18 protein-coding genes and 3 pseudogenes are annotated in these 24,167 nt (G+C 63.7%); 14 read left to right on the top strand and 7 right to left on the bottom strand.

What is annotated here, in order from left to right; genetic code table 11:
* The first annotated feature begins 1 nt into the window (after window position 1).
* Genes AB4Z38_RS23085 through AB4Z38_RS23070 form a run of 4 tightly spaced genes read left to right on the top strand, consistent with a single transcriptional unit; the run spans window position 2 to window position 5,410 of the window.
* The gene (locus AB4Z38_RS23085; RefSeq protein ID WP_441431862.1) at window positions 2-853 is read left to right on the top strand and encodes a carbohydrate ABC transporter permease; all 852 of its coding nucleotides are present in this window, start codon (window positions 2-4) and stop codon (window positions 851-853) included.
* Window positions 850-2,469, top strand: a complete 1,620-nt coding sequence (locus tag AB4Z38_RS23080; RefSeq protein ID WP_441431861.1) for a DUF5597 domain-containing protein — start codon at window positions 850-852, stop codon at window positions 2,467-2,469. The genes AB4Z38_RS23085 and AB4Z38_RS23080 overlap by 4 nt, the downstream gene beginning before the upstream one ends.
* A gap of 22 nt (window positions 2,470-2,491) precedes the next feature.
* Complete coding sequence (locus tag AB4Z38_RS23075) at window positions 2,492-2,851, top strand: hypothetical protein (RefSeq protein WP_441431860.1); 360 nt, start codon at window positions 2,492-2,494, stop codon at window positions 2,849-2,851.
* A gap of 60 nt (window positions 2,852-2,911) precedes the next feature.
* On the top strand, window positions 2,912-5,410 hold the full coding sequence (locus tag AB4Z38_RS23070; RefSeq protein ID WP_441431859.1) for a beta-glucosidase: 2,499 nt from the start codon (window positions 2,912-2,914) through the stop codon (window positions 5,408-5,410).
* A 142-nt stretch (window positions 5,411-5,552) separates the two neighbouring features.
* Here the strand turns inward: AB4Z38_RS23070 and AB4Z38_RS23065 are convergent, their stop codons facing one another.
* Entirely contained in the window at window positions 5,553-6,044 is a 492-nt protein-coding gene (locus AB4Z38_RS23065) for a PaaI family thioesterase (RefSeq protein ID WP_441431858.1), read from the bottom strand.
* Between the two features lie 916 nt (window positions 6,045-6,960).
* On the opposite strand from AB4Z38_RS23065, the pseudogene AB4Z38_RS23060 reads away from it, so the two are divergent.
* Window positions 6,961-7,187: pseudogene (locus tag AB4Z38_RS23060) on the top strand (transposase); the annotation flags it as partial.
* Window positions 7,188-7,206: 19 nt separating this feature from the next.
* Here AB4Z38_RS23060 and AB4Z38_RS23055 read toward each other — a convergent pair.
* The 3 genes from AB4Z38_RS23055 to AB4Z38_RS23045 form a co-directional block, all read right to left on the bottom strand.
* Window positions 7,207-8,136 (bottom strand): ketopantoate reductase family protein, encoded by a 930-nt coding sequence (locus AB4Z38_RS23055; RefSeq protein WP_441431857.1) that lies wholly within the window; start codon window positions 8,134-8,136, stop codon window positions 7,207-7,209.
* 481 nt (window positions 8,137-8,617) lie between these two features.
* Window positions 8,618-9,136, bottom strand: coding sequence for a nuclear transport factor 2 family protein (locus AB4Z38_RS23050; protein ID WP_441431856.1), 519 nt, complete (start codon window positions 9,134-9,136; stop codon window positions 8,618-8,620).
* A 51-nt stretch (window positions 9,137-9,187) separates the two neighbouring features.
* Window positions 9,188-10,003 (bottom strand): oxidoreductase, encoded by an 816-nt coding sequence (locus AB4Z38_RS23045; RefSeq protein WP_441431855.1) that lies wholly within the window; start codon window positions 10,001-10,003, stop codon window positions 9,188-9,190.
* A 218-nt stretch (window positions 10,004-10,221) separates the two neighbouring features.
* Between AB4Z38_RS23045 and AB4Z38_RS23040 the strand changes: the two genes are divergently transcribed.
* A complete protein-coding gene (locus AB4Z38_RS23040; protein WP_441431854.1) occupies window positions 10,222-10,800 on the top strand; it encodes a TetR/AcrR family transcriptional regulator in 579 nt (192 codons plus the stop codon).
* Window positions 10,801-11,212: 412 nt separating this feature from the next.
* Window positions 11,213-11,491: pseudogene (locus AB4Z38_RS23035) on the top strand (alpha/beta hydrolase); the annotation flags it as partial.
* 47 nt (window positions 11,492-11,538) lie between these two features.
* Here the strand turns inward: AB4Z38_RS23035 and AB4Z38_RS23030 are convergent.
* From AB4Z38_RS23030 to AB4Z38_RS23020, 3 genes are read right to left on the bottom strand one after another with little or no spacing between them, the layout of a single operon-like run.
* A complete protein-coding gene (locus tag AB4Z38_RS23030; protein ID WP_441431853.1) occupies window positions 11,539-12,558 on the bottom strand; it encodes a formylglycine-generating enzyme family protein in 1,020 nt (339 codons plus the stop codon).
* Window positions 12,555-13,211 (bottom strand): PadR family transcriptional regulator, encoded by a 657-nt coding sequence (locus tag AB4Z38_RS23025; protein WP_441431852.1) that lies wholly within the window; start codon window positions 13,209-13,211, stop codon window positions 12,555-12,557. The genes AB4Z38_RS23030 and AB4Z38_RS23025 overlap by 4 nt, the downstream gene beginning before the upstream one ends.
* Complete coding sequence (locus tag AB4Z38_RS23020; RefSeq protein ID WP_441431851.1) at window positions 13,208-14,770, bottom strand: sulfatase family protein; 1,563 nt, start codon at window positions 14,768-14,770, stop codon at window positions 13,208-13,210. Before AB4Z38_RS23020 ends, AB4Z38_RS23025 begins: the two co-directional genes overlap by 4 nt.
* Window positions 14,771-15,066: 296 nt before the next feature.
* Between AB4Z38_RS23020 and AB4Z38_RS23015 the strand changes: the two genes are divergently transcribed.
* The 7 genes and pseudogenes from AB4Z38_RS23015 to AB4Z38_RS22985 all read left to right on the top strand — a co-directional run.
* On the top strand, window positions 15,067-16,593 hold the full coding sequence (locus AB4Z38_RS23015; protein ID WP_441431850.1) for an ABC transporter substrate-binding protein: 1,527 nt from the start codon (window positions 15,067-15,069) through the stop codon (window positions 16,591-16,593).
* Between the two features lie 68 nt (window positions 16,594-16,661).
* Window positions 16,662-17,603, top strand: a complete 942-nt coding sequence (locus AB4Z38_RS23010; protein WP_441431849.1) for an ABC transporter permease — start codon at window positions 16,662-16,664, stop codon at window positions 17,601-17,603.
* Window positions 17,600-19,435 (top strand): dipeptide/oligopeptide/nickel ABC transporter permease/ATP-binding protein, encoded by a 1,836-nt coding sequence (locus AB4Z38_RS23005; protein WP_441431848.1) that lies wholly within the window; start codon window positions 17,600-17,602, stop codon window positions 19,433-19,435. Before AB4Z38_RS23010 ends, AB4Z38_RS23005 begins: the two co-directional genes overlap by 4 nt.
* Window positions 19,432-20,268 carry an ATP-binding cassette domain-containing protein gene (locus AB4Z38_RS23000; RefSeq protein WP_441431847.1) on the top strand — a complete coding sequence of 279 codons (837 nt, stop codon included), beginning with the start codon at window positions 19,432-19,434 and terminating at the stop codon, window positions 20,266-20,268. Before AB4Z38_RS23005 ends, AB4Z38_RS23000 begins: the two co-directional genes overlap by 4 nt.
* A 9-nt stretch (window positions 20,269-20,277) precedes the next feature.
* Window positions 20,278-21,648 (top strand): sulfatase family protein, encoded by a 1,371-nt coding sequence (locus AB4Z38_RS22995; RefSeq protein ID WP_441431846.1) that lies wholly within the window; start codon window positions 20,278-20,280, stop codon window positions 21,646-21,648.
* On the top strand, window positions 21,645-23,303 hold the full coding sequence (locus AB4Z38_RS22990) for a sulfatase family protein (protein ID WP_441431845.1): 1,659 nt from the start codon (window positions 21,645-21,647) through the stop codon (window positions 23,301-23,303). Before AB4Z38_RS22995 ends, AB4Z38_RS22990 begins: the two co-directional genes overlap by 4 nt.
* 68 nt (window positions 23,304-23,371) lie before the next feature.
* Window positions 23,372-24,167: pseudogene (locus tag AB4Z38_RS22985) on the top strand (glycoside hydrolase family 3 protein); the annotation flags it as partial.

Below are 24,167 nucleotides of genomic sequence, written 5' to 3'. Positions count from 1 at the left end.
AATGACCATCACCGCTTCGGTGCGCTCAGTCCGTAAGGGCTTCCGCGCACGCACCCTCATCTACATAATTGCCTCCCTCGGGCTCCTCGTCACCCTGGCTCCCTTCGCATGGATGATTCTCGGGTCGATCAAGCCGACAGGCGAGATCCTGGCCGACCCCAACGCTTGGCTGCCCAAAAACCCCACCCTCGGCAACTTCACGGATCTCCTGTCACGGCAGAACTTCGGGCGGTACTTCTTCAACAGCGTCGTAGTCGCCATCGCCTGTGTTATTGGCAATCTTCTCTTCTGCGCGATGGCTGGCTACGCCCTGGCAAAGATCGACTTCGCGGGCAAACGGCTGCTGTTCTCGCTCGTGCTACTGATGCTCGTCGTCCCGGGTATAGCTACGTTCGTGCCCTTGTTCGTGCAGGTCAGCAACCTTGGATTGGCCAACAGCTATCTTGGGCTGATTCTTCCCTATATCGTCACGCCACTCGGTGTGTTCCTCATGCGCCAGTTCATCGGCGACATTCCCGATGCCCTCCTGGAGGCGGCGAAACTGGACGGTGCCGGAGAGGTCCGGACCTTCTTCCGGCTGATCCTGCCACTTTCGGGACCCGCCCTCGCCACGCTCGCGATCCTGACATTCCTGGCCCAATGGAACAACTTCCTTTGGCCCTTGGTGATCGCACAGACGGACGACATGTACACCCTTCCGGTGGCTCTCGCGCTCTTTTCGATCGGGGCCAACGGCACAAACTATGGGCTGCTCTTGGCAGGCGCGGTCGTCGTCGTGCTGCCGATCATCGTGGTCTTCCTCTTCTTACAGCGCTACTTCATCCAGGGCATCGCAAACACAGGAATCAAATGACAAACACAACCACCGCAAGCGCCGTTATGGTGCCACACCTCGACCGCACCAGCGGGCTTGCGCAACTCGTAGTCGACGGCAGACACTTTCCCGTGCTCGGAGTCGAACTTCACAACTCCACCTCATCAGGAACAGCCGCCCTGAGCCACGGACTTGAGACCGCCAGCAAAGTCAACGCGACAACGGTCCTGGCCAGCGTCACCTGGGAAGCACTCGAACCCACAGAAGGCAACTATGATTTCTCCTCAGTCGACAAGCTCGTCTCCGAGGTGCGTAGAGCAGGTCTCCGCCTGGTGCTGCTGTGGTTCGGGGCCTGGAAGAATGGATCCTCCAGTTACGCACCGGCATGGGTGAAGCTCGATTGGGAGAGGTTCCCACGCTGCGTGCTCGACGACGGCCGGCTGTCCGACACGCTCTCGCCGTTCGGCCCCACACAGCTCGACGCACCTGCCTTTCAGGCGCTTGTGGAGCATGCAGAGCAGATCGACGCCGAGCACCGTACCGTAATCATGATCCAGATCGAGAACGAAATAGGTCTCCTGGGAGCATCCAGAGATCATTCCGAGCAGGCTGATCGTGCCTTCCATGCGGCCGTGCCGGACAGTCTGAGGCAATCCCTTCGCCAACGTCCCGGGTTCGAGGGAGACCGCCGAAGCTGGGCAGACGTCACGGACGATCCGCTAGGACGTGACGAGGCGTTCATGGCTTGGGGGTACGCATCCCATGTCGAAGCCCTGGCACGCCGAGCACGAACCGTCTCGCCGCTTCCCTTCTACGTAAATGCGTGGCTTGACAGCGAGATTGACATCGAGGTCGAGGGGTTCGCAGTAGCGGGAGGCCAGGTCCCCGGCACCTACCCAAGTGGCGGTCCTCTGCCGCGGGTCGCGGATGTTTGGACATCCATCGCGACAAGTGTGGACCTATTCACACCCGACGTGTACTTCGGTGACCCGGACAAGATCCTGCCCGCTTTTGCAAAGATGTCCCGGGGCTTGTTCATCCCCGAGCAGCGGCGAGATCAGTCTGGTGTCGGGACCGCCTTCCTCGCCATGGGCGAGTACGGCGCGCTCGGCGTATCTCCCTTCGGTGTTGACTCTGCCGACTGGGAAGATCTCGCTCCCTTGGAGGACGCCTACGCCTTACTGTCTGCAGTGTTTCCGTTGACACGTCATCCCGACGGCACGCGGAGCGAACTCATGGGGTTTCATCTCACGGATGCCGTCCCGATGGTGACGCGGTCCCTGGGGAGCATCGATCTGGTGATCACCAGAGCCGCAGGAATCGGCGTAGATCCAGCCGGATCCGATAGTTACGGCATGGTCGTGAATCTCGGCGATGACACCTTGCTGACCGTCGGTCGTGGATTTAGGATCGACTTCGAACATGCCGACCAAGCCTGGCAGGTCGGTCTCGAGGCTGTAGAAGAACTTGAACCCGACGGCATGGTCGCTCGAATGCTGAACGGTGACGAGACTGCCGGTGGTACCGCCATAATCCACCCGCCGCTCCAGCCCGCCGAAAGTCCGTTCCCAATCCCCATGAGCCACGCGCACTCAGGTATGTCCCGGTGTCGTCTTTATCGCCTGCCAAGGACCGTTGCCCCAGGTGCGGTGTGAGTGCATCTTTTATCAGGAGGCAATGTGGCCGAAAGAAGCCATTCCCCAAGATCCCGCTGCTTCTCCGGTCGGCAGGACCCTCTACAGCAGCAACGAGGACACCACCGGTAAAGGTGCCCCGTCACTGGCTAGGGCACCCCGCGCCTACGTCATCGGGATGCTGATCGCAAGCGCAGGGCTTTGGCTGGCTGTGCTGGCTCCTGCCCTTGTGGTGCTTGCCATCAAGGTTTTCGAACTCACCACCCCGATACCTGGGCAGGCGCCCAGCTTGGTCGCTGGGTCGCGCCCTGATTGCGCTGCCGCCCAAGCGCTCCGGCAGTCCCAGGTACCTGCCATGGCGCCCCCCGTCATCACCCTCGGCGGTAACCCGCGCTCTTCATAGCCGGAGCCGTCGTGGGAATCATCGACCGTCCTCCTCACCCGCATCAAAGGAGTCAACTAAATGAACCCCGCCCTTTCACCAACAGCACTGTCCCCGGCTCCGGATACCCCTGACGCCGACGCGCGGATCCTCGAACTCGCCCGAAGCCTTACCCTCGAGCAGCAGGTCCGGCTGCTGACCGGCGCGGACGTCTGGGCCACGCATCCCATCCCGGAAATCGGCCTGGGCCGCGTGGTGATGTCGGACGGTCCGTCCGGCGTCCGGGGAGAAGACTTCGATGAGCGCCACGACTCCATCTCCCTGCCGTCGTCGTCCGCCCTATCCGCGACCTGGAGCGTCGAAACGGCGCGCCGCTACGGCCAGGTCCTGGGACAGGAGGCGCGTCGCAAGGGCGTGCACGCCGTCCTGGGCCCCACGATCAACCTGCACCGCTCACCGCTGGGCGGCCGCCACTTCGAATGCATGAGCGAGGACCCGCGGCTCACGGCAACCATGGCCGCTGCATACGTCTCCGGCGTGCAGTCCATGGGCGTCGGCGCCACCCCCAAGCACTACCTGGCCAACGAAGCTGAAACCGAGCGCTTCACCGCGGATTCCGTGGTGGCCGAACGCCCGCTCCGCGAGCTGTACCTTGCGGCCTTCGAGGACGCCATCACGGAGGCGCGTGCGTGGCTGATGATGAGCTCCTACAACTCCATCAACGGGACCACGGCAAGCGAAAACAAGCTGCTCAAAACGCCGCTGTCCACGGAATGGGGATTCGACGGCGTGGTGGTTTCGGACTGGACCGGTGTCCGGTCCGTGGATGCGGCCAACGCACACCAGGACCTCGAAATGCCGGGCCCGCTGGGCCACTGGGGCCCCAAGCTGCTCGCAGCCGTGGAGGACGGCCGGGTCAGCAGGGACGCCATCCTCGAGAAGGTTACCCGCATCCTGCGGCTGGCCGCCCGCGTGGGCTCGCTCGAGGGATTCACCCCCGCCGTGACGGAGCTTCCCGCCCAGCTGAACGGTGCTGCCGTCGCCCGTGAAGTGGCCGTCCGCGGCGCAGTGCTGGTCCGCAACGAAGGCGGCATCCTGCCGCTGGACGCCACCAGGCTTCGCAGCGTCGCGGTGATCGGCCACAACGCCGAGGAAGCGCGCACCCAGGGCGGCGGCAGCGCCACGGTGATGCCCAGGTACACCGTCTCGCCGCTGGAGGGACTGCGGAAGGCACTGCCCGACGACGTCAACGTCAGCTACGTCCGCGGCGCCAAAGTGGCCGAAGGGCTGCAGGCCTTCTCCCGCACCTCACTCCGCAACCCCGTGTCCGGAGGCACCGGTATACGCGTCACGTTCCTCGCCAAAGATGGTTCGGAGATCTCCGGCGAAGACCGGCTTGCCTCGCACCTGATCTGGTTCGGCGTGGGCATCCCCGACGGCGCCGCCTCCATCCGTATGGTGGCGGACTGGACTGCCGAGACGGCGGGAGTCCACCACCTGGGCATCGGGACAGTGGGACAGATCTGGCTCGCTCTCGACGGCGACGAGGTGTTCAACAGCGAACTCGAGGACGACACTGACGTCCTCGGCGCTGCCCTGTTCGATCCGCCCAAGACCGTCCACGCGATTGAAACCACGGCCGGCCAGAGCGTTCGGATCGAGGCCGAGTACCAGCTGCCGAAGCAGCAGGTCATCCCCTTCACCGCGATCCTCCTGGGCGAGGAAACCGTGGTCACGGACCCGCAGGCAGAAATTGACGCCGCAGTGGCCGCCGCCCGCACGGCCGATGTTGCTGTCGTCGTGGTGGGCACCAACGCCGCCATCGAATCCGAGGGCTTCGACCGCAAGGACCTGGACCTTCCCGGCTTCCAGAACCAGCTGGTGGAGGCCGTGGCCGCGGTCAACCCGCGCACCGTGGTGGTCGTGAACTCCGGTTCGCCCGTCCTGATGCCATGGCTGGACAAGGTAGGCGCCGTGCTGCTGGCCTGGTTCGGGGGCCAGGAATTCGGCACCGCCATCGCCGACATCCTGTTGGGCGCAGAGGAACCGGGCGGACGCCTTCCCACCACCTGGCCCGCCGCGCTGGCCGACGTTCCCGTCCTCAACACCACGCCCGTCGACGGCAAGATGGTCTATTCCGAGGGTATCCACATCGGCTACCGGGCGTGGCTCAAGCAGGAAGCCGCCGGCGGAGCCGCCCCGGCCCTGCCGTTCGGCTTCGGGCTGGGCTACACCACCTTCGACTTCGGCACGGCGCACGCCCCGCAGTACGTGACCGCCGGGCAGGACGTTGTAGTGCACGTCCCGGCCCGGAACACCGGCACGCGCACCGGCCGCGAAGTGGTCCAGGTGTACCTTGACCGCCCTAAGTCGGCCGTGGAGCGCCCGGTCCGCTGGCTCGCCGGCTACGCCGGAACTCACCTTGCACCGGCCGGAACGGACAGCGTTGAGGTGCGCATTCCGGCGAAGGCCTTCGGCCATTACGACGGCGGGTGGCAGTTCGAGCAGGGCACGTTCCGCCTGCTGGTGGGCCGGCACGCGGCTGACGACTTCCAGGTGCTGGAAATCGAACTGCGCTAAGCCTCGCTCAGCACAGGCTACCGCCGGGCTGGTTCCGATTGCTTCGGGCCCAGCCCGGCTTCTTTGTTGTACCCCTCAATGTGGACGGTAACAGTCCTCACTCTTTTCTTGCGTGCTGAACGACCGAGGTGTCCATCTGCCGTCAGCTGAGGGGAAAGACGAGCAGGGACCCGGTGGCGGTAGCGACCAGTTTGCCGCTGGCGTCGGTGACGGTGCCGTCTGCGAAGGCGACGCGACTGCCGGCCTTCGATACAAGGCCTACGCAGGTCAACGGGCCGCTGCCGGCCCGTATTGAGCGAAGATAGTTCACCTTGATTTCGATGGAGGTGTAACCTACGCCCTTAGGAAGGGTGGTCTGTACGGCGCAGCCCAGGGCCGAATCGAGCAGGGTGCACACCAGCCCGCCGTGAACTGCGCCGATCGGGTTGTAATGGGATTCGTCCGGGTGGCAGGTAAAGGTGGCCGTTCCCGGCGCCGCCTCGACCAGCGTCATATTCAGCAGTTCGTTCATGGGTGGAGGGGGCAGCTTGTTGCCCATCATTGAGTGCAGGTAGTCCAGGCCGCTCATGCCCGGCATGGCTGCGGCGCCAACGGCGGGGTCATCCCAGGTGATGAGTCGTTTACGCTCTGTCACTGCTGCTCCTATCGGTCGGCACTTGATGTTGACGCGAGTACTTCCGCTCCGCAGTCTGAACTAGGTTCATGTGAAGCATTTGCCCGTGGCAGGGGCTGACGCGCCCGGATTTGGTGAGTCCAGCCATCGACTGCTCGCGGTTCGGATGCGGAGGCCCGGGAAACGTCCGGGCGTCCGCAGCCCGAAGCCGTCGCCCTGTACTCGAAGCTGGGTTACACGCACATTCCGGTGTATGAACCCTATGCAACTGCCATCCCCTTCTCCCTTTGCTTTGAAAAGCGTTTAAGGTAACACGGCCCCGCCGGCACAAATACGGAAGCACCAGCCCTTCCATACTTGGCAAAAATCCCATCCCTTCCGGTCGATTCTTCGAACGCCACTAGACGATATGAGGGTGGGGTCGGTACGCGCGGCCTATTCAAAGCGGGTCGTGGGTTGCCGGCCGGAGGTGATCCGGCAGGTAGAGCCACATTGGGACTGCCCCCGGTTTTTGTTGCTTCCTCAATCTGCGAGCGGATGCTCGTGGCAGGAACCCTTTGGTGGCGAAGTTCTCTCCGACCGGTCATCCGCCTACGTCCGGGCTGATTAACCGCCGTTGTGGTCCACGTGGGCAACGCATTGCCCTTGGTTCTTGAACTGTGGATAGTTCATCCAGCCGCCGTCCTTGCATTGGTCCTTGCTTGTGGGGTTGGTGTTCTCGTTGATCACGGACGCTGTGCCGCTGCAGATGATCCTGCCAAGAGCCAGGCCACCTCAAAGGATTAGGCGGCTCTCAAGACTTTCAGCAGCGGGAGAGAACCGCCAGGGTCCTCATCGGGACGGCAAAACCGCCACTCCAGGCTGCAACTTAACCGCCAATCGAGGTTAACAGTGACACATGATGTGCATGCATCGGCGAGGCGGTAGGTCCGACCCGGCATCCTGGGCCGGCAGGTCCCCGGGAGAGCCAACGAGTCCGCCGGCCGGGTCAAATCCGCCAGGACCCGGCCGGGCAACCGTTACCTCAAGGGAGCCCTGGGCATCGCGGCCATGTCAGCGGCCCGGTCAAACGGCGCCTATTTCTCAGAGAAAGACTGGCGCATCGCGACCCGGCGCGGACCCGTCAAGGCACTCGTCGCCGTCGAACACGCCATGCTCACCTCGTTTTCACGTCAGTAGCCCCTCAATGAGTGCCTTCACGCCCGGTCTCGGTACTCTTGGCGGCCATGTACATGGACAGCCCCGCGAACGCGGCGGTAATCAGGGGTGCATCCACACCAAGGAGTTCTGCCCGTTCAAGGAGATCTCCCAGGATCTGATCGGCTTCGACGTCCTGACCCTGCATGAGATCGCGATACATCGACGTCGCGAATCCGGATCCCGGCTGCAGCAGCGTGCTTTCGACACGGTCAAGGGCAGCGCGGCGGGGCGCAAAGCCAGCGGCTGCGGCGATGTGTACGCACTCCCGGATGACGGCTTGCGCTGTCGAAAGCCCCCCACTCACCCGCGTGATCTCGCCAGCCGTTCCTCTGAGTAACGTGGTGAGCGCACCGCCGGCGGCCAGGAATACCCATTTTTCCCACATATCGAGTTCTATTGAGCCGGAAAGCTCGGTATCGAACCCTGCACCGCGGAGCGTCGCGTCGACGCGGTCCAGACGCTTATCGTGAATACCGTCGAGCGACCCATAGGAAAGGCTGGCACCAGGCAGGAGTTGACGAATCGCTCCATCCTTTTCCAGCTGGCTCACAACAACGCAGACGCCGCCAAGGACGTGCTCGCGTCCGAAGTGTGCCTGAAGTGTATCCATATGCCGGATCCCATTCAGCACGGGCAGGATCGCGGTCTCTGGCCCCACTGCGGGTCCGAGATCTTCGATCGCCTTCTCGAGCGCATACGCCTTTACCGCCAGCAGTACGATGTCATAGGAGCCACCAATCTGCGGGGCCGACACCGTCTGCGGGCTAATTTGACTTTCGCCTCCAGCCGAGCGAAGAACAAGTCCACGTTCCTTCAACAGCTGCGCACGTTCAGGACGCACGAGGAAAGTTACATCTCGACCAGCTCTTGCCAGGTGGTACCCGAGAAATCCTCCAACGGCGCCAGCACCCACGATCAGGGTTCGAAGCCCGACGACGGTAGTCGTCTCCCTCGAAACGTCCGATGCGGTGGCTATGGGCGGACTCGTGGGAGTACCGGTTGGACTATTCGTATCTACAGTCACAGCGGCTGCCTTTCTTTCTATGATGTGGGCTGCGAGGCCTCTACGGTTATGAGGCAGTTCTATATCCCGGGCCGGCACGTGGTTCGATGTTTAGTGGGTGCAGTCGGCATCTCGGCGGACCGACTTCAAGGGCTGAAACGCCCGCTCCGCCCCCGCTCCATTTCCGTTGAATTGGTCCGCGTGATGATCCTAAAGGTTGATCAGTTGGGGGTACATGACCTCGATGGGAGCTGCGAGATTTGCCGTTATGCTGACGCTGAGGTTGTCGGCAAGAATCTCGCCGGCGTTCTTTCCCGTATCCCTCCGGTAGCCAGGGAGAGGTCCAGGGGGAGCTGTTCGACGTCCAGGATCGGTGAAAACTTTTGGTCCCTCAGGTTCGTATTGCACTCGGTCGGGTCAGTGGGACTACGCGGCGATCCCCGAATGTGACCATCGCGTGCACCGGTGCGGTGCTTGCGCGCATGAGCGCCGCGAGGCCCCGGCGTCCCTGCCTGCGGGCGAGCTCCGGCCCGAGGGTGGTCATCAGGGCGGTGAGCGCCGGCATCGGGCGCCCGAAAAGCGTGATCTCTCTGATGTGTGCCTTGTCGTCGAGCCGCAGCAGTTGCGCCTCCTCGAACGGCTGAGTCCCCACTCGTGCCCGGTAGACCAGCGCGTACGTGTCGCCCTGGCCGGTCTCGGTGTGGAAGTGGATGTCCTCGACCGCAGTGAATGCCGAGGCCAGGAAGTCGCGTAGCTGGTCAGATCCCTCCAGGCGGAACTGCCCGGTGAGCGGCGAGCTGAGGACGATGTCCGGGCTCAGGCAGGCGACCGCGGCGTCGGCGTCACCGCGTTCCCCGGCGGCGCGCCAGCGGGCGATGGTCGTGGCGGCGGATGGTGAGGTGTCTGGCACTGGTCTCTCCCGGTGTGAACGGTGCGGTGGGGTTTGTGGGGTGGTCGGGTGTCAGCCGTTCAACTGGTTGAGCTTGCGGATCTGACTGTCGAAGGCCCAGGCGGGAACGAAGCGGCGTAGTATGCTGGCGCGTCCAGCCAAGGTACCGGCCGTGTAGCGCAGGTTCGGTTTCGGGTCCGTCGCGGCCTCGACGATCACCTTGGCGACGACGGCGGGGTCGTCGCCGTCCTTGATCGCCGCCGCCATCACGCGGCCGAAGGTTTGCCCCTGCTGCGCGTACACCGCCAAAGGCATGTCGGGCTGCGTGCTGTTGGCCTCGAATCCGGTCCTTGTGTAGGCGGGTTCGACGAGCAGGGCCCGGATGCCGTACTGCCGGACCTCGTAGTCCAGGGACTGGGAGTAGCCCTCGATCGCGTGTTTGGAGGCGCCGTAGACGGCCATGAAGGGCGCGGGGATGAATCCCTGGACCGATGAGAGGTTGATGATGCGTCCGCGTCCTCGGGCACGCATGTGCGGCAGTACCTCCTTCACCATGCGCATGACGCCGAAAACGTTGATGTCGAAGACCGCTTGCGACTGCGCGATGGAGCTTTCCTCGGCGGCGCCGATCGAGCCGATGCCGGCGTTGTTGACCAGGACGTCGATCTTCCCGAATCGGTCAATGACGTGTTTCACTGCACCCGCTACGGACTCGTCGCTTGTTACGTCGAGGTCGATGAACGTGATTCCTGCCGCGGGCTTCACTCCCGCCGACTTGCGGCTGGTTCCGACGACCTCGAAGCCCGCCTCAACCAGCCCTGCAGCGGCCGCCTTCCCGATCCCGGATGAGGCACCTGTTACCAATGCGATTTTCCGTGTTGTTGCCATGTCTTGACTCCAGTCCGTTCGAAGGGCTCTTTTGCCCGATGTCCTGTGCCGCCGTGGCTCTGGAGGAGAGGCGATAGCGGCGGGAGTGAATTTCGCTTACCTGTACCAAGAGTGTACCGGTTATGGCAGTATCTGCAACATTTATGTTTCTTTTAGATCTAAATCTGTTTCTGCGGAGTATCCCTTAGGATGGAGTAATCCTAAGAATGGAGATATTGATGGGTCGAGGATTACGGGCTGACGCTGAGCGCAGTGTGCGCGCCATTTTGGAAGCAGCCGAGCAGGTATTGGCCGATGACCCTGGCGCCTCCATGGAGCAGATCGGTGAAAGGGCAGGGCTGACCAGGACCACGGTCCACCGCAGGTTCGCCAACCGGAAATCTCTTATGGATGCTCTCGCGATCTCCGCCAAACAACAGCTTGCCGATGCCATCGAAGCGGGCAACCCCGATTCTGCCCCTCCGCTTGTTGCGCTGCATCGTGTAACATCGAATGTCTTAAGGACGAAAAGCGCGTGGAGATTCACTCTTGGCAGCCCCCTGGCGGACGCCAGTGCGGCCGCCGAAATCTGGGATCGGATCAATGCCCGCTGTCTGGATCTCCTCGCCAGGGCCCAGCGGGACGGACTGCTCCATCAGGATGCAGATCTGGAATGGACGCGGCAGGTGTACTACGCCCTTATGAGTGAGGCACTGCAAAGATTCCCGGCGGATGACGATCCGGACGCAAAGCTAACGGATACACTCGCCACACTGGTCGTCGACACCTTGCTCTACGGAGCCGGAAAACGCAGCTAGCGGCTCACAAAGAACGGGCTGCCGTGTTCCCAACCAGCACCGGGCGGGCGACTCAGCCGCGACGCGGTCGCGCTGCGGGCGACAAGACGGCCAGCCGCACAAATATTTGGTCGGCTGTTGTCTTGAGGGCTTCCTCCGGGATTACGGTCAGCCGGGTTCGTCCGGGACGGCGGGCAGCGGCAGTTGCTGGCCATTCGACGGCGTCAGCGGTGTCATGGCCCCGGGCATTGCAAGCTGGGGATCATCGAAGAGTTGGTCGGGGCGGTTGATGGGGGTGAACGGCAGAACCGCGGCCTCGCAGAGTGCAGCCGCTTCGTCCCGTGTGAGCGACGCAATTTCCTTGAATACAAAATCGCTGGCTGGACAGCGTACTCGTCGGTGACGTGACGGCGCCCGCTCATCTGTATGCCGGGGGCATGATTTGCGGCACCCCTATTTGTCTACACTCTTGGCAGACTTCTCGTTGGGATTCCTTCCCACGTTCCTCTCAACTGGGACGCGTGACCGTATCCTGTCTGATATCGTGCGGCTCCACCGGGCCCTCCACACCGCGGGTGTCCCTGTGGAATTGCACGTGTTCGAGGCCGCCACGCACGGCATGTTCCTAGGCCGTGCTCCCGAGTACGGCGAGCTCGCGACAGAGATCAGGCGGTTCGTTGACGCCCACCGGAAGACCCTTGCTGATCGATGAGGAGAGGGCCGGAATTGGAGCGGACGATATTTTCGTTTGATTCGTTCTTACGTGAGCGCCACGGTGCGGAATCCGCAGTTACCGCTGGAGGAGTCGGGGGTATTAGAAGTACGGGCTGCTACCCGATATCTGTTGCAGTATGAATCGTGACAGAGGTATGACCCGCCGCGCATTACCCGCCCAGCGCCGATGGTAGGACCTTGGGGGTTGTGGGCGGGCGAGTTGCGGTAGTACTTGGGCAGGAACCAATCGGAGCACCATTCCCAAACGTTTCCGGCCACTTCGTAGAGTCCGTAGCCGTTGGGCGGAAATGACTTGACCGGCGCCGTCCCTAAATAGCCATCCTCAATCGTGTTCGTTTTCGGAAACGTGCCTTGCCAGATATTGCAGCGGTATTCGCCCTCGGGGGTGAGTTCATCGCCCCAGGCGTAGCGTTTGGCGGCGAGTCCGCCGCGGGCGGCGTACTCCCATTCGGCTTCGGTGGGCAGGCGGCGCCGGGCCCAGGCACAGTAGGCCAGGGCGTCGTGGTGGGAGACGTGCACCACCGGGTGTTCCTGCGTCGTGCTCCAGTGTGAATCCGGTCCGGCGGGGTGGGCCCAGTCGGCGCCGCGGACGTTCAGCCACCACGGGGCGCCGGCCGCGGCCCCGAGGATCTCGTTCTTGGGTGCCTGCACGAGGAGGTGGAATACTGCCGAGGTTCCGTACTGCTCGGCCTCGGTGCGGTAGCCGGTGTCCTGGACGAAAGCGGCGAACATCCGGTTGGTGACGGCCGTCGCGTCGATCTGGAACGCCTCCAGGCGCACGTCGTGCACCGGGGTCTCGCCGTCGGCCGGGTATCCCTCGCCGAAAGCATCGCCCATCGCGAACGCGCCGCCGGGAATCAGCACGTCCTCGTGCAGGGCCGGCGAAGCTCCGGCGGAGGCGCCGCCGTTGACGGCGGCGACCGGAAGGAAGCGTCCGACGTCGGCCCGTTCTGTTCGATTGGCCCGTCCCGTTGCGTTGTCCTGCCGCGGCGCGGCACAACAGCTCCCGGCCGTGGCGCCATGTGTTCCGTTGTCCGCGATCATGTTTGTCCTTCGGACGGCTCTCCGATGAGTGTCTGGAGTCGGCGTTCCGTTGCCTCGAGCCAGGCGATGAGGTTGGACACCATGTAGTGTCCGCGTTCGTTCTGCATCAGGAACCACTCCTTGGACCATTGTCGCTCCTCTGCGGTGGCATCGGAGCTGACGAGTACTTCGTCGAAGTTCCTGTCAATGCTGGCCTCGCGTTCCCTTCGGTAGGCCAGTTCGATCCGCACCAATTCGAGCGCCTTTTCGGGGCCGGAGCTCCCGGCGAAGCGGAGCCGCACCTGGAAGTCCGGGTCAAGGGGCCGGGGTGACGGTATGTAGGGGGAGTCGATCCATTCCTGCAGCGTGGAGCGTCCGGCATCGGTGATCCTGTAAAGCTTTGCATCGGGACCGGAGCTGCGCGGATCCAGGAACTGCGTGGCCCACCCCCATTCCACGAGCTTGCCCAGCTGCCGGTAGATCTGCGAGGTCTTGGCGGTGTATCCCACGAAAGGACCGTGGCCCTCAAGCCACTTCCATGCGTCGTAGCCCGTGCGGTCCCCGGTGGAGAGCAAGCCCAGCAGAATGACTTCCAACCGACCCAACGACACTTTCGCCTCCTCAGGGCGCTGGGTAGAAGCGCCTTTGAGGAGGATATCCGGTGTGGCGGTCATTCCGTGCTCATCATGGCTTCGTACCGCTTGCGCATGGCGGCCCGGTCGCCGGCCGATACGGGAACTTGCGCGTGCCAGGAGACGTGGGTGGCGCCATTCTTGGGGTGCAGCCGTTCCATGAGGTCCTCGGCGAGGTGGGCCCGCCCGGTGTTCCTGAGGTGCTCCATGTAGTCGTCAGGCTGGTTGTACAGGGTGGGCCCTGCCTGAAGTGCGCCTTGCATGGGGTCCGGGAGGGCCCCCGGAGTGCCTGCATAGAAACCCAGCCACTCGAACAGGTGGGACCGCATTTGCATGGCGAGGTCCGGTTCGATGTCGATGAGGTTGCGGGTCAGGTAGGGGTCCTCGGTGACATTGAACAGCGATTCCCACTCGGCACGGAAGCAACCGGGGTGGTAGGTGCGGATGTACAGGTGGTCGCGGGTGCGCACGGCCCGCTGGTAGGTATGGGCTCCGTGGCCCCACACAAGGTAGGGGCGGGATTCGAGTGTTCCGCCCCGGACGGCTGCGGCGTAGGAGTGGCCTTGCCACTTTTCGGGCCGGTCCAGACCCAGCAGGTCGAGGATGGTCGGGGCGAAATCGATGTTGTAGAGCAGGGCGTCGTTCCGGCTTGCGGCCACTCCGGGCTGGTCGGTGATCCCTGGCCAATGAATGATCATGGGTAGTCGGTGGACCGGCTCGGAGGCGAGGCCGTGTTCGGCGTACAGCCCGAGCTCGCCAAAGGATTCGCCGTGGTCCGAGGAAACGATGATGGCCACGTCATCGGCCAGGCCCATTTCTTCGATCCGGCGGCGCAGCCTGCCGAATTCTGAATCCCAGAAGTGGATGGCGCCGTCATAGCCGTTGATGAGGTGCTCGAAGTCGGCCCGTGTGCGGATGGCATCCGGCATGTTGTGGGGAACTCGCGACTTCCGCGGAGCGCCTGAGTAGTGAAGATCAAGGGCGCTACGCGCACCGTACACTTCGGCGTGGGAATCGATGGCTTCCTGGTCCGGCCACGCAGGGGCAGGACCGGAAGCGGCCGCCTTGGCCGTCCAGGATTCATCCTGCAAGTAGTCCGTGTGCGGATCCCAGTAGGTCACGTGCAGGTACCAGTTGTCCACGTCGCGGTGCCGCTGGATCCAGTCGACGGCGGCGTCGGTGATCATGTCCGCCGGTTCATCGCCCATGTCCGGAGTGACCTGCACGTTTTCACGGAAGTTCCCCATGAAGTAGTAGGCCCGGTGACGCTCGGCAAACGATGAGACCGCCGCGCACGTGTATCCGGCTGCGTTGAGTGCTTGCCCCAGCAAAGGGCGGCCCGGGTGGGGAGCATGCCCGGCGTCCAGGCGGAACCGGGAGTCGTCACCGAAATGGCCGATCACACCGTTGCTGATGCCGTGCTGCCCGCTCGTCAGCGCTGTGCGGGAGGGCAGGCACGGCGAATCGGAGCAGTAATACCGGTCGAACATCACGCTGTTCCGGGCCATTTCATCAAGGTTCGGCGTGATCTTCCGGTCGTAGCCGTAAGGCCCGGTGTGGTCGGGACGGAGCGAGTCTACGTCCACGTAAATGATCTTCATCGATCTTGTCCTGTCTTGTGCTGTCGGTCTTGTACGGGAGGTCCGGATCTGGCGGGGCAACTCCTGCCGCCTTGAGTCCATACTCGGTGGCGTTCTGTAACTGTTATAGCACTAGTGGAACAGTTAATAACAGAGTCAATCCATAATTTGTGGGACTAAGCTATGTGCATAGTTTTATATGAGAGGCCTTGTGTGTTGGATCACAATCTGCCATTCTGTAGCTAACTGTTCATCGCGGAGCAGAAGGCACCGAGCGTCGAAGCTCCGGGTGCCTCCCCAGCTGAAAGGACGTAAAGATGCGTTTCACCAAGGCAGGTTTGGTAGTGACACTTACTGCCGGCCTCGCGCTAACCGGCTGTGCCAGCGGAAGCGGCAGCAGCGCTTCCCAGGCTTCCAAGAGCATTACCCTGGGCAACGTCCTTGCCCCGGCCACGTTTGAGGCCAGGAACATGAACTGGGGTAACCAGTCCGTGTACGCCCAAGCGGTCTATGACGGGCTGCTGAAGCCGGCGCCCAACGGCAAGGATGTCCAAGCGTCCCTGGCCACCAAGTGGGAATACAACACGGACAAGACGGTATTGACCCTGGCTCTCCGGGACGGCGTCGTCTTCTCGGACGGGACGCCATTCACCGCAGAGGTCGCGGCGCAGAACCTCCTGCGTTTCCGCGACGGCACTTCACCGCAGAAGTCAAAGGTCGCAGACCTGGCTGATGCCAAGGCCAAAGACAAGACCACCCTGGTGATCACGCTCAAGCGGGCGAACCCGGCGTTCCTCATCAATCTCGCCCAGGCGGCAGGCCTGCAGGAAAGCCCGGCCGCCTTCGGAAAGGCGGATGCGCAGACAAATCCGGTCGGCTCCGGCCCCTACACCCTGAACACCAGCCAGACGGTGGTCGGCACGTCCTACAAGTTTGAGAAGAACCCCAAGTACTGGGATGCGAACTCGGTAAAGTACGACACCCTCACCATCAACGTGTACACCGACGCCACGTCCGAGCTCAATGCCCTGCGGGGCAAGCAACTGGACGCCGCCGCGGTCGCGGACAACAGCATCCTCCCGCAGGTTGAAGCTGCCGGCTTTAAAACAAGCGGTCAGAACCTGAACTTCGCCGGGCTCCTTCTCTTCGACCGTGCAGGCAAGTCCAACCCTGCGCTGGGCAATGTGAAGGTCCGGCAGGCCATCAACTACGCCGTCGATGCGAACGCCATGCTGAAGGTCGTCGGCCTGGGACGCGGTGAGGCCACAGGCCAGGTCTTCCGTCCCGAATCTCCGGCCTATGAGGCCACCCTGAATTCGACGTACAAGTTTGACCCGGACAAAGCCCGTAAACTCCTCGCCGACGCAGGCTACGCCGGTGGCCTTGAGCTGACGCTACCGACGTCGCCGGGCTTCGCGAAGGCCCTCTGGCCTCTACTGCAGCAGCAACTGGGCGATGTCGGCATCAAGGTCACGTTCGTGGACACGGGCACCAACACCATCGCCGACCTCCAAGCGCAGAAGTACGGCCTCTCCTATTTCACCCTGCAACGGGATGTGAACGACTGGCAGCTGATCAGCACCATGATCGCGCCTAACGCCACCTGGAACACCTTTAAGTACCAGGACCCCAACGTGGACGCGCTCCTTGCCACCATCCGCACGGGGAGCGACGCTGACAGTGCCGCGGCCCTGAAGAAGCTGAACGAATACATCGTTGACCAAGCATGGTTCGCTCCATGGTATTCGCCGACAAACTATTTCGTCACCAACGCGGGCACGAGCGTTGAACTGAACCAGGGCAATGTCTGGCCCAACCTTTGGAACATCACGCCCAAGGCCTGAGCCCCGGGCGGGGACCTGTTGACGCGGGTTCCCGCCCAGCCATCCCCACGAATCGAGAGATCACGACAATGTTTACCTTTATCGGGCGAAGGCTGCTGACGGGCGTCGCGCTGCTGGCCGCCATTACAACGTTTGGATTCACACTCCTCTACTTTGGCGGCGGCGACATCGCCAGGAAGATCCTCGGCGAGAACGCCGACCAGCAAACCGTCGCCCTCAAGGCCCAGCAACTGGGCCTGGACCGTCCCGTTCTGGTCCAGTACGGCGACTGGATCTCCCATGCCGTCCGGGGTGATCTCGGCACTTCCTGGTTCAGCGGTCAACCAGTCCTTGAGGCCATCAGCTCGCGCCTGTCCGTGACGCTGTCGCTGGTAACAGGAGCCATCATCCTCATCGCCGTCATCTCGGTGGTCTTGGGCGTGCTCGCCGCCACCAAACGCGGATGGGTGGACCGCTTCGCCCAGCTCCTGGCCATCGTGGGCCACGCGATCCCCGGCTTCCTCTTCGCGGTGGGACTCGTGCTCGTCTTTGCCCTCACCCTGGGTTGGTTCGACCCCACCGGCTACATGCCGTTCCTGACCGACCCCACGGGGTGGGCGAAGACCGTCACACTTCCGGTGATCGCCCTCGCCCTTGGCGGGATCGCCAGCGTCACCCAGCAGGTTCGCGGCTCCGTGATCGATGCCCTGCGCAACGACTACGTACGGACCCTGCGCAGCCGGGGAATCCCGGCCCGTCGCGTAGTCCTCAAGCACGTCCTTCGCAACGCCGCCGGACCTGCCCTGGCTGTCCTCGCGGTCTACTTTGTGGGGCTCCTGGGTGGCGCAGTGATCGTCGAGCAGGTCTTTGCCATCCCGGGCCTCGGCCAGGTGGCCGTACAGGCCACGACCCAGGGGGACATTCCCCTCGTCATGGGACTGCTCGTCGCCACCGGCACCCTCGTCATCATCTTCAACCTCCTTGTAGACCTGGCCCAGGGCTGGCTCAACCCGAAAGTGCGTCTGTCATGAGTACACCCGTCCACACCCCAGATCCCCAGTTCGCCATCGCCCCGGCCGAGGCCGCTGCCCGGGCATCCCTCATCCGACGCATTCTGCGCAACCCGCTAGCCTTGGGCTCCCTGATCTTCCTTGCCGTGGTCGTCGTCAGCGCCATCGCTGCCCCGCTCCTGACCCCACACAACCCCAACACCGCCGACATCTCCGCGGTCCTGTCATCCCCGGATGGCACTCACCTTCTCGGCACGGACGGCGCAGGCCGCGACGTCCTCTCAAGGCTCCTCTTCGGGGCGCAGTTCAGCCTCGCCGGCGCGCTTCTCGCCCTGGTCACCTCCATGGTGATCGGTGTGACCGGCGGCCTGTTGGCCGGATACTACGGCAAGTGGATCGATACAGCCTCGACCTGGGTCATCTCCCTGCTGATGGCACTCCCGGCGATCATCGTCCTCCTGGCCGCGCGCGCCGTCGTCGGCCCCTCCCTCTGGGCCTCAATGCTGATCTTCGGCGTGATGCTGTCCCCGGCCTTCTTCCGGCTCGTCTACGCTTCTGTCTCGGCGGTCCGGAACGAGCTGTACGTCGATGCCGCCCGGGTCTCCGGCCTCAGCGACCTGCGGATCATCGGCATCCACATCCTGACTGTGGTCCGCGCACCCATCGTGGTCCAGTCCGCGATCGTCGGCGGCGTGGCACTGGCTGTTCAGTCCGGACTTGAGTTCCTTGGCCTTGGCGACATCAACGTCCCCACCTGGGGCCAAATGCTCAGCGACGGGTTTACCAACCTCTACACCGCACCGTTGCTTATCGTCTGGCCGGCCCTCGCGATCGGCCTCACCCTGATCTCGCTGACCCTGCTAGCCAACAGCCTTCGCGACGAACTCGAACGCTCCAACGCACCGCGCCGGCGCCGTCGCAAGCAGCTCGCGGAACCACCCGCCGTCGTCCGCGAAGAAGTCATGCGGCACGACGACGGCGGTCCGGCCGGCGAGGCGGTCCTCCGGATCGAAAACCTTTCGGTCGGGTATGAGACGGGCGACGGCGGCACGAAGCGCGTCGTCCACGACGTCTCCCTCACGGTTGCCCGCGGCGAAGTCCACGGACTCGTGGGCGAATCCGGTTCGGGCAAGACCCAGACAGCGTGGTCCGCCCTGCGGCTGCTGCCCGAAGGCGGCAGGATCACGGGAGGCTCGATCTTCTTCCACGGGGACGACCTGGCCGCCTTGAACGAGAAAGACATGGAGAAGATCCGGGGCTCCCGCATCGCCTACATTCCCCAGGAACCCATGTCCAACCTGGACCCTTCCTTCACGATCGGCAGCCAATTGGTCGAGCCGATGCGAATCTGCCTCCGGATTTCCAAGAAGGAAGCAACAGCACGCGCATTGGCGCTCCTGGCCCGGGTGGGAATCCCCAACCCCGAGCGGACATTTGCCGCGTACCCGCACCAGGTCTCCGGTGGAATGGCTCAACGCGTCCTCATAGCCGGGGCGATCTCCTGCAACCCGGATCTGCTCATCGCGGACGAGCCCACCACGGCGCTCGATGTCACCGTCCAGGCCGAGGTGCTGGACCTCCTGCGCGACCTGCAGTCGGAATTCCGCATGGCCGTCATCCTGGTCACCCACAACTTCGGCGTCGTCGCGGACCTTTGCGACCGCGTCTCGGTGATGCGGCTGGGCAGGATCGTGGAGACCGGCCCCACGCGGTCCATTTTCACCGACCCGCGCCACCCCTACACGCGCGAACTCCTCGGAGCCATCCTTGGCGAGACCCGGCCCCGCGGACCACTCGCCACAATCGACGCCGGCCCCAGTGCCAGCCCGTCCCGGAAGGGAGCCTTGCGGTGAACCAGCCATTGTTGGACATCCAGAACGTCACGGTCGAATACCCGGTAAAAGGTTTGAGGGCCAAGTCCTTCAGGGCCCTCAACAACGTCTCACTCGACGTGCGCGCCGGAGAATGCGTCGGCTTGGTAGGGGAGTCCGGCTCAGGAAAGACCACCCTGGGCCGCGCCGTCCTCGGCCTGGCGCCAGTAACGGAAGGAAAGGTGCTATTCCGCGGACAGGACATCGCCCACGCCGGACGCTCCGAACGCAGGGAACTCGCCACCGACATCCAAGTTGTCTTCCAAGACCCCTACACCTCACTGAACCCTTCCCGGACGGTCGAGCAGATCCTTGCCGAACCGCTCACCGTCCGGAAGGTCCCGCGGGCCGAATCCTCCCAACGCATCCAGGCTCTGTTCGACATGGTCAGGCTCCCGGCCGACTCGGGGAACCGGCTGCCGCGCGAGTTCTCCGGAGGCCAAAGACAACGCATCGCGATCGCCCGCGCCCTTGCGCTGAAACCACAACTCATCGTCTGCGACGAACCCGTCTCCGCCCTGGACCTATCCACGCAGGCACGCGTCCTGGAACTCTTCAAGGACATCCAGGAACAGACGCACGTCGCCTACCTCTTTGTCTCACACGACCTCGAAGTCGTCCGGCACATCAGCCACAGGGTGGCCGTCATGTACCGGGGGGACATTGTCGAATTCGGCGACGGCGACCAGGTCACCAGCGCACCCCGGCACCCCTACACCCAGCGGCTCTTCTTCGCCGCGCCGGTGGCCGACCCCGAAGCCCAGGCCCAACGCCGCGAAGAACGGCACAGGCTCCTCGCCGAGCAGAACGCGTAAGGAGCACCCGTGACCAACATCCTCCTGATCACCGCCGACGACATGGACGGCAACACCCCTGGCTCCTTCGGAGGCCCGGCCGAGGCGACTCCGAACCTCGATCGACTCGCAACGGAAGGGATGGTCTTCCGCCGGGGGCACGTCCCCGCGGCGGTCTGCCAGCCCAGCCGGTCCGCCCTGATGACCGGACTATGGCCGCACCGCAACGGCGCCGAGGGCTTCGAGCCGATCAACGATGGGATCGGGGTCATCAACGACTTCCTCAAACAGGCGGGCTATCGCTTGGGCATCCTCGGCAAAGTAGACCACCTCCAACCGGTGGAACGCTTTGCCTGGGACACCGCGGTGAACATGCGCGAGCTTGGCCTGGGCCGCAACCCCGGGGCCTACGGAAGCCGGGCCGAAGAATTCATCGCGGAGGCAACACGGGAAGGCCAGCCTTGGTTCCTCATGGCCAACGCGCACGATCCGCACAGGCCTTTCCATGGCAGCGAGAACGAGCGGGAAAAGTGGACTTCGGAAGAACGCGAGCTCTACCCGGCGCCTTCCAAGGTATTCGAACCGGACGGGGTCCAGGTCCCGGGGTTTCTCCCGGACCTGCCCGAGGTCCGTACCGAGTACGCGCAGTACCTCAGCTCCGCCCGCCGCTGCGATGACGTCGTCGGACAGGTTTTGGACGCCTTGGAACGTTCCGGCGCCGCGGGGGAAACGCTGGTGGTCTTCCTCTCCGACAACGGCATGGCGTTCCCTTTCGCCAAGGCCAACTGCTATTTGCGCAGCACCTTGACCCCTCTCATCATCCGCTGGCCAGGGGTGACCACCCCCGGCACCAGCAATGCGGACGACTTCGTGAACATGATCGACCTGTTTCCCACGTTGTGCGACGCTGCCGGCGTCCCGACGCCCGCGGGGCTCGATGGCAGTTCACTGCTCCCGCTGCTCCTGCAGCGGGAGCAGGAACGGCGCGAACAGGTATTCACGGTATTCCACGAAACCGCGGCGAAGCAGCGCTACGAGATGCGTTGCGTGCAGGACGCAAGTTACGGATACATCTGGAACGCCTGGGCGGACGGACAGACGCAGTATCGGGCTGAAAACATGTTCGGCCTGTCCTGGAAGGCAATGCTTGCCGCAGCCGAAGACGACGCGGATACCCGGCAGCGCGCAGACTTCTACGTCTCCCGGGCGCGCGAGGAACTTTACGATCTCGCATCAGACCCCGACTGCCTGCACAACCGCGCTGCCGAGTCTTCCCTCGCTACCGTGCTTGCCGCAAAACGCGACGCATTGGCGAGATGGATGACTGAGACGGGCGACCCCCTGGTCGCAGCGTTCGATGCCGAGGTACCCGGCGAACTATTGGGCAGCTCGGACAAATGAACCAGCCGAACATCCTGTGGATCTCCACTCACGACATCAACCCCGACCTGGGCTGTTACACGGGAGTCTGGCCCGGAGCGGAGTACGCGGTGACGCCCAACCTTGACCGGCTCGCCGCCGAAGGGGCCAGGTTTGACCACGCGTTCGCTTCCGCCCCGGTGTGCGCGCCTGCACGGTCCGCGATCATGACCGGATGCTTCCCCACGGTGATCGGGACGATGCACATGCGCACCAAGGCCGTGCCCCCGCCAGAGGTGAGACTTCTGCCGGAATACTTCCGGCAGGCCGGCTACTACTGCACGAACAACTGGTTCACGGACTTCCAAGTCGACATTCCACCAACCGTTTTTGATGATTGCTCACCAGTTGCCCATTGGCGGAACCGTCCGAACCCCGGCACCCCATTCTTTGCGGTATTCCACGGAATGGCCACCCACGAATCTCGGATCTATGTGGACGACGATGCGTTTGAAGCGGCCGTAGCGAACGTTGGGGCCGCTGACAGGCATGATCCGGCGTTGGCGCCGTTGCCGCCGTACTACCCGGACACGGCCGTGTTCCGGCGGGCGTGGGCACGATACGCGGACCTCATTACCAAAATGGACCATTGGGTGGGAACCATCCTGGACCTGCTGGAAGAAGACGGCCTGGCCCAGAACACCATCGTGGTGTTCTGGTCCGATCACGGTAAAGGCATGCCGCGGGCTAAACGCTGGGCCACGGAAGCCGGTCTCCGGGAGCCACTGATCATACGCTGGCCGGACGTGATCCCGGCCGGGACAGTCAGGGAAGATCTGGTCCACACGATGGATCTGGCCCCGACGATGCTCCACGCCTGCGGACTGCCTGTCCCCGAACACATGCATGGAGTCCCACTGGTCGGGCCGGACGGGTCCTTCGTAGAGGATCCGAACGAGTACGTTTACGGCGGACGGGACCGGATGGATGAAGCCGAAGACACCTCCCGCACCGTCCGGGACCAGCGATTCCGATACATTCGAAACTTTCATCCCGATCGACCGCCCATGCTTCACACCGACTACCCGGACCGGCTGCCGACGTGGGCCGAGTTTCGCCGCATCGCAGCAGAGGAGGCCAGGCAGCTCGCTTGCGGTGAGCCCCGCAGTCTGTTCACCGAGCTTCAGCGCACGCTGGTGGCCGCTTCCAAGCCGGCCGAGGAGCTCTACGACCTCCTCAAGGATCCCCACGAAACCCAAAACCTCGTCGCCGATCCAGCCTATGGCGCCGACCTTGACCGGTTCCGGGACGCGCTGGCGCGCTGGCAGGGCCGTTTCGGGGACCTCGGTCTGGTCGACGAAGCGGAACTCATCGAGCGCTGGCGGCCCGCAGGCCTGCCACGCACCACGGCGGAGCCGATCATCGTCCAGACGCCACACGGGCTGGAAGCTGAATGCCTCACCGATGGGGCGTCCATCGCGTGGACCACGGATCCTCCTGGCCCCATTCAGGACCGAAGCCTCATGGAAAGAGCTGCAGGCAGCCCCGAACATGACGGACGGCGCTGGCATCTGTACTCAGGACCAGTCCTGAGCGAAGGCGCCGAGCAACTGTGGTTCCGGGCTTGGCGGATCGGCTTCCAGCCCAGCCAGGAAATCCTTGCGCCGGTGCCCGTCCGGGCGGAACACGCCAAGTAGCCGGAACAACTTTCAACCTCAGGCCCAAACGGCCAACACCAAGAAGACTTTCAAGATAGGAACCCACGATGGAAACGCTCACTCCGGATCACCGTTCGGCAGATCAGATTGCAATTGACCAGCGCCTTGAATCCCTCCTGGCCCGGTTGAGCCTGGAGGAGAAGGTGCGGTTGTTGACGGGCCGGGACTTTTGGACGACGTGGCCGGTGGAGCGGATCGGGTTGCGGCGGATGTTGTTCTCGGACGGGCCGACGGGGGTGCGGGGCGAGGTGTGGGATGAGCGGCAGCCGTCGATGAATTTCCCCCGGCCACGGCGATCAGTTCGTCCTGGGATCCTGCGATGGCGGACCGTTTGGGGGCGGCGTCGGCGGTGGAGGCGCGCCGCAAGGGGGTCGATGTGGTGCTGGGCCCGACGATCAACCTGCACCGTTCCCCGCTGGGCGGGCGGCATTTCGAGGCGTTCAGCGAGGACCCGGTCCTGACCGCGGAGCTCGCGGCGGCGTACGTGGCCGGGGTCCAGCGCAACGGCGTCGGTGCGACCCCGAAGCATTACGTGGCCAATGATTCGGAGACGGACCGGTTCACGGTGGATGTGAAGGTGGGGGACCGGGCCTTGCGGGAGCTGTACCTGCTGGCGTTCGAGAAGGCGATCGTGGACTCGAAGGCGTGGCTGGTGATGAGCGCGTACAACTCGGTCAACGGCGCCACGGCCACGGAGAACGAGCTGCTCGAGTCCCCGCTGAACACCGAGTGGGGTTTCGACGGCGTGGTGATCAGCGACTGGACCGCGGTGCGCAGCGTGGAAAGCGCGAAACACTCCCAGGACCTGGTGATGCCCGGCCCGGACGGTCCCTGGGGTCCGGC

This window comes from Arthrobacter sp. 2RAF6 (assembly GCF_052115205.1).
Taxonomy (GTDB): Bacteria; Actinomycetota; Actinomycetes; order Actinomycetales; family Micrococcaceae; genus Arthrobacter.
The sequence above is the reverse complement of the archived record's forward strand: the minus strand, read 5'-3'. Positions and strand labels throughout refer to the sequence as shown.

What these genes read in the sequence shown, in the direction of transcription:
- AB4Z38_RS23085 (WP_441431862.1), top strand. Translation starts at nt 2, where the DNA reads ATGACCATCACCGCTTCGGTGCGCTCAGTCCGTAAGGGCTTCCGCGCA.
- AB4Z38_RS23080 (WP_441431861.1), top strand. Translation starts at nt 850, where the DNA reads ATGACAAACACAACCACCGCAAGCGCCGTTATGGTGCCACACCTCGAC.
- AB4Z38_RS23075 (WP_441431860.1), top strand. Translation starts at nt 2,492, where the DNA reads ATGTGGCCGAAAGAAGCCATTCCCCAAGATCCCGCTGCTTCTCCGGTC.
- AB4Z38_RS23070 (WP_441431859.1), top strand. Translation starts at nt 2,912, where the DNA reads ATGAACCCCGCCCTTTCACCAACAGCACTGTCCCCGGCTCCGGATACC.
- AB4Z38_RS23045 (WP_441431855.1), bottom strand. Translation starts at nt 10,003, where the DNA reads ATGGCAACAACACGGAAAATCGCATTGGTAACAGGTGCCTCATCCGGG.
- AB4Z38_RS23040 (WP_441431854.1), top strand. Translation starts at nt 10,222, where the DNA reads ATGGGTCGAGGATTACGGGCTGACGCTGAGCGCAGTGTGCGCGCCATT.
- AB4Z38_RS23030 (WP_441431853.1), bottom strand. Translation starts at nt 12,558, where the DNA reads ATGATCGCGGACAACGGAACACATGGCGCCACGGCCGGGAGCTGTTGT.
- AB4Z38_RS23025 (WP_441431852.1), bottom strand. Translation starts at nt 13,211, where the DNA reads ATGACCGCCACACCGGATATCCTCCTCAAAGGCGCTTCTACCCAGCGC.
- AB4Z38_RS23020 (WP_441431851.1), bottom strand. Translation starts at nt 14,770, where the DNA reads ATGAAGATCATTTACGTGGACGTAGACTCGCTCCGTCCCGACCACACC.
- AB4Z38_RS23015 (WP_441431850.1), top strand. Translation starts at nt 15,067, where the DNA reads ATGCGTTTCACCAAGGCAGGTTTGGTAGTGACACTTACTGCCGGCCTC.
- AB4Z38_RS23010 (WP_441431849.1), top strand. Translation starts at nt 16,662, where the DNA reads ATGTTTACCTTTATCGGGCGAAGGCTGCTGACGGGCGTCGCGCTGCTG.
- AB4Z38_RS23005 (WP_441431848.1), top strand. Translation starts at nt 17,600, where the DNA reads ATGAGTACACCCGTCCACACCCCAGATCCCCAGTTCGCCATCGCCCCG.
- AB4Z38_RS22990 (WP_441431845.1), top strand. Translation starts at nt 21,645, where the DNA reads ATGAACCAGCCGAACATCCTGTGGATCTCCACTCACGACATCAACCCC.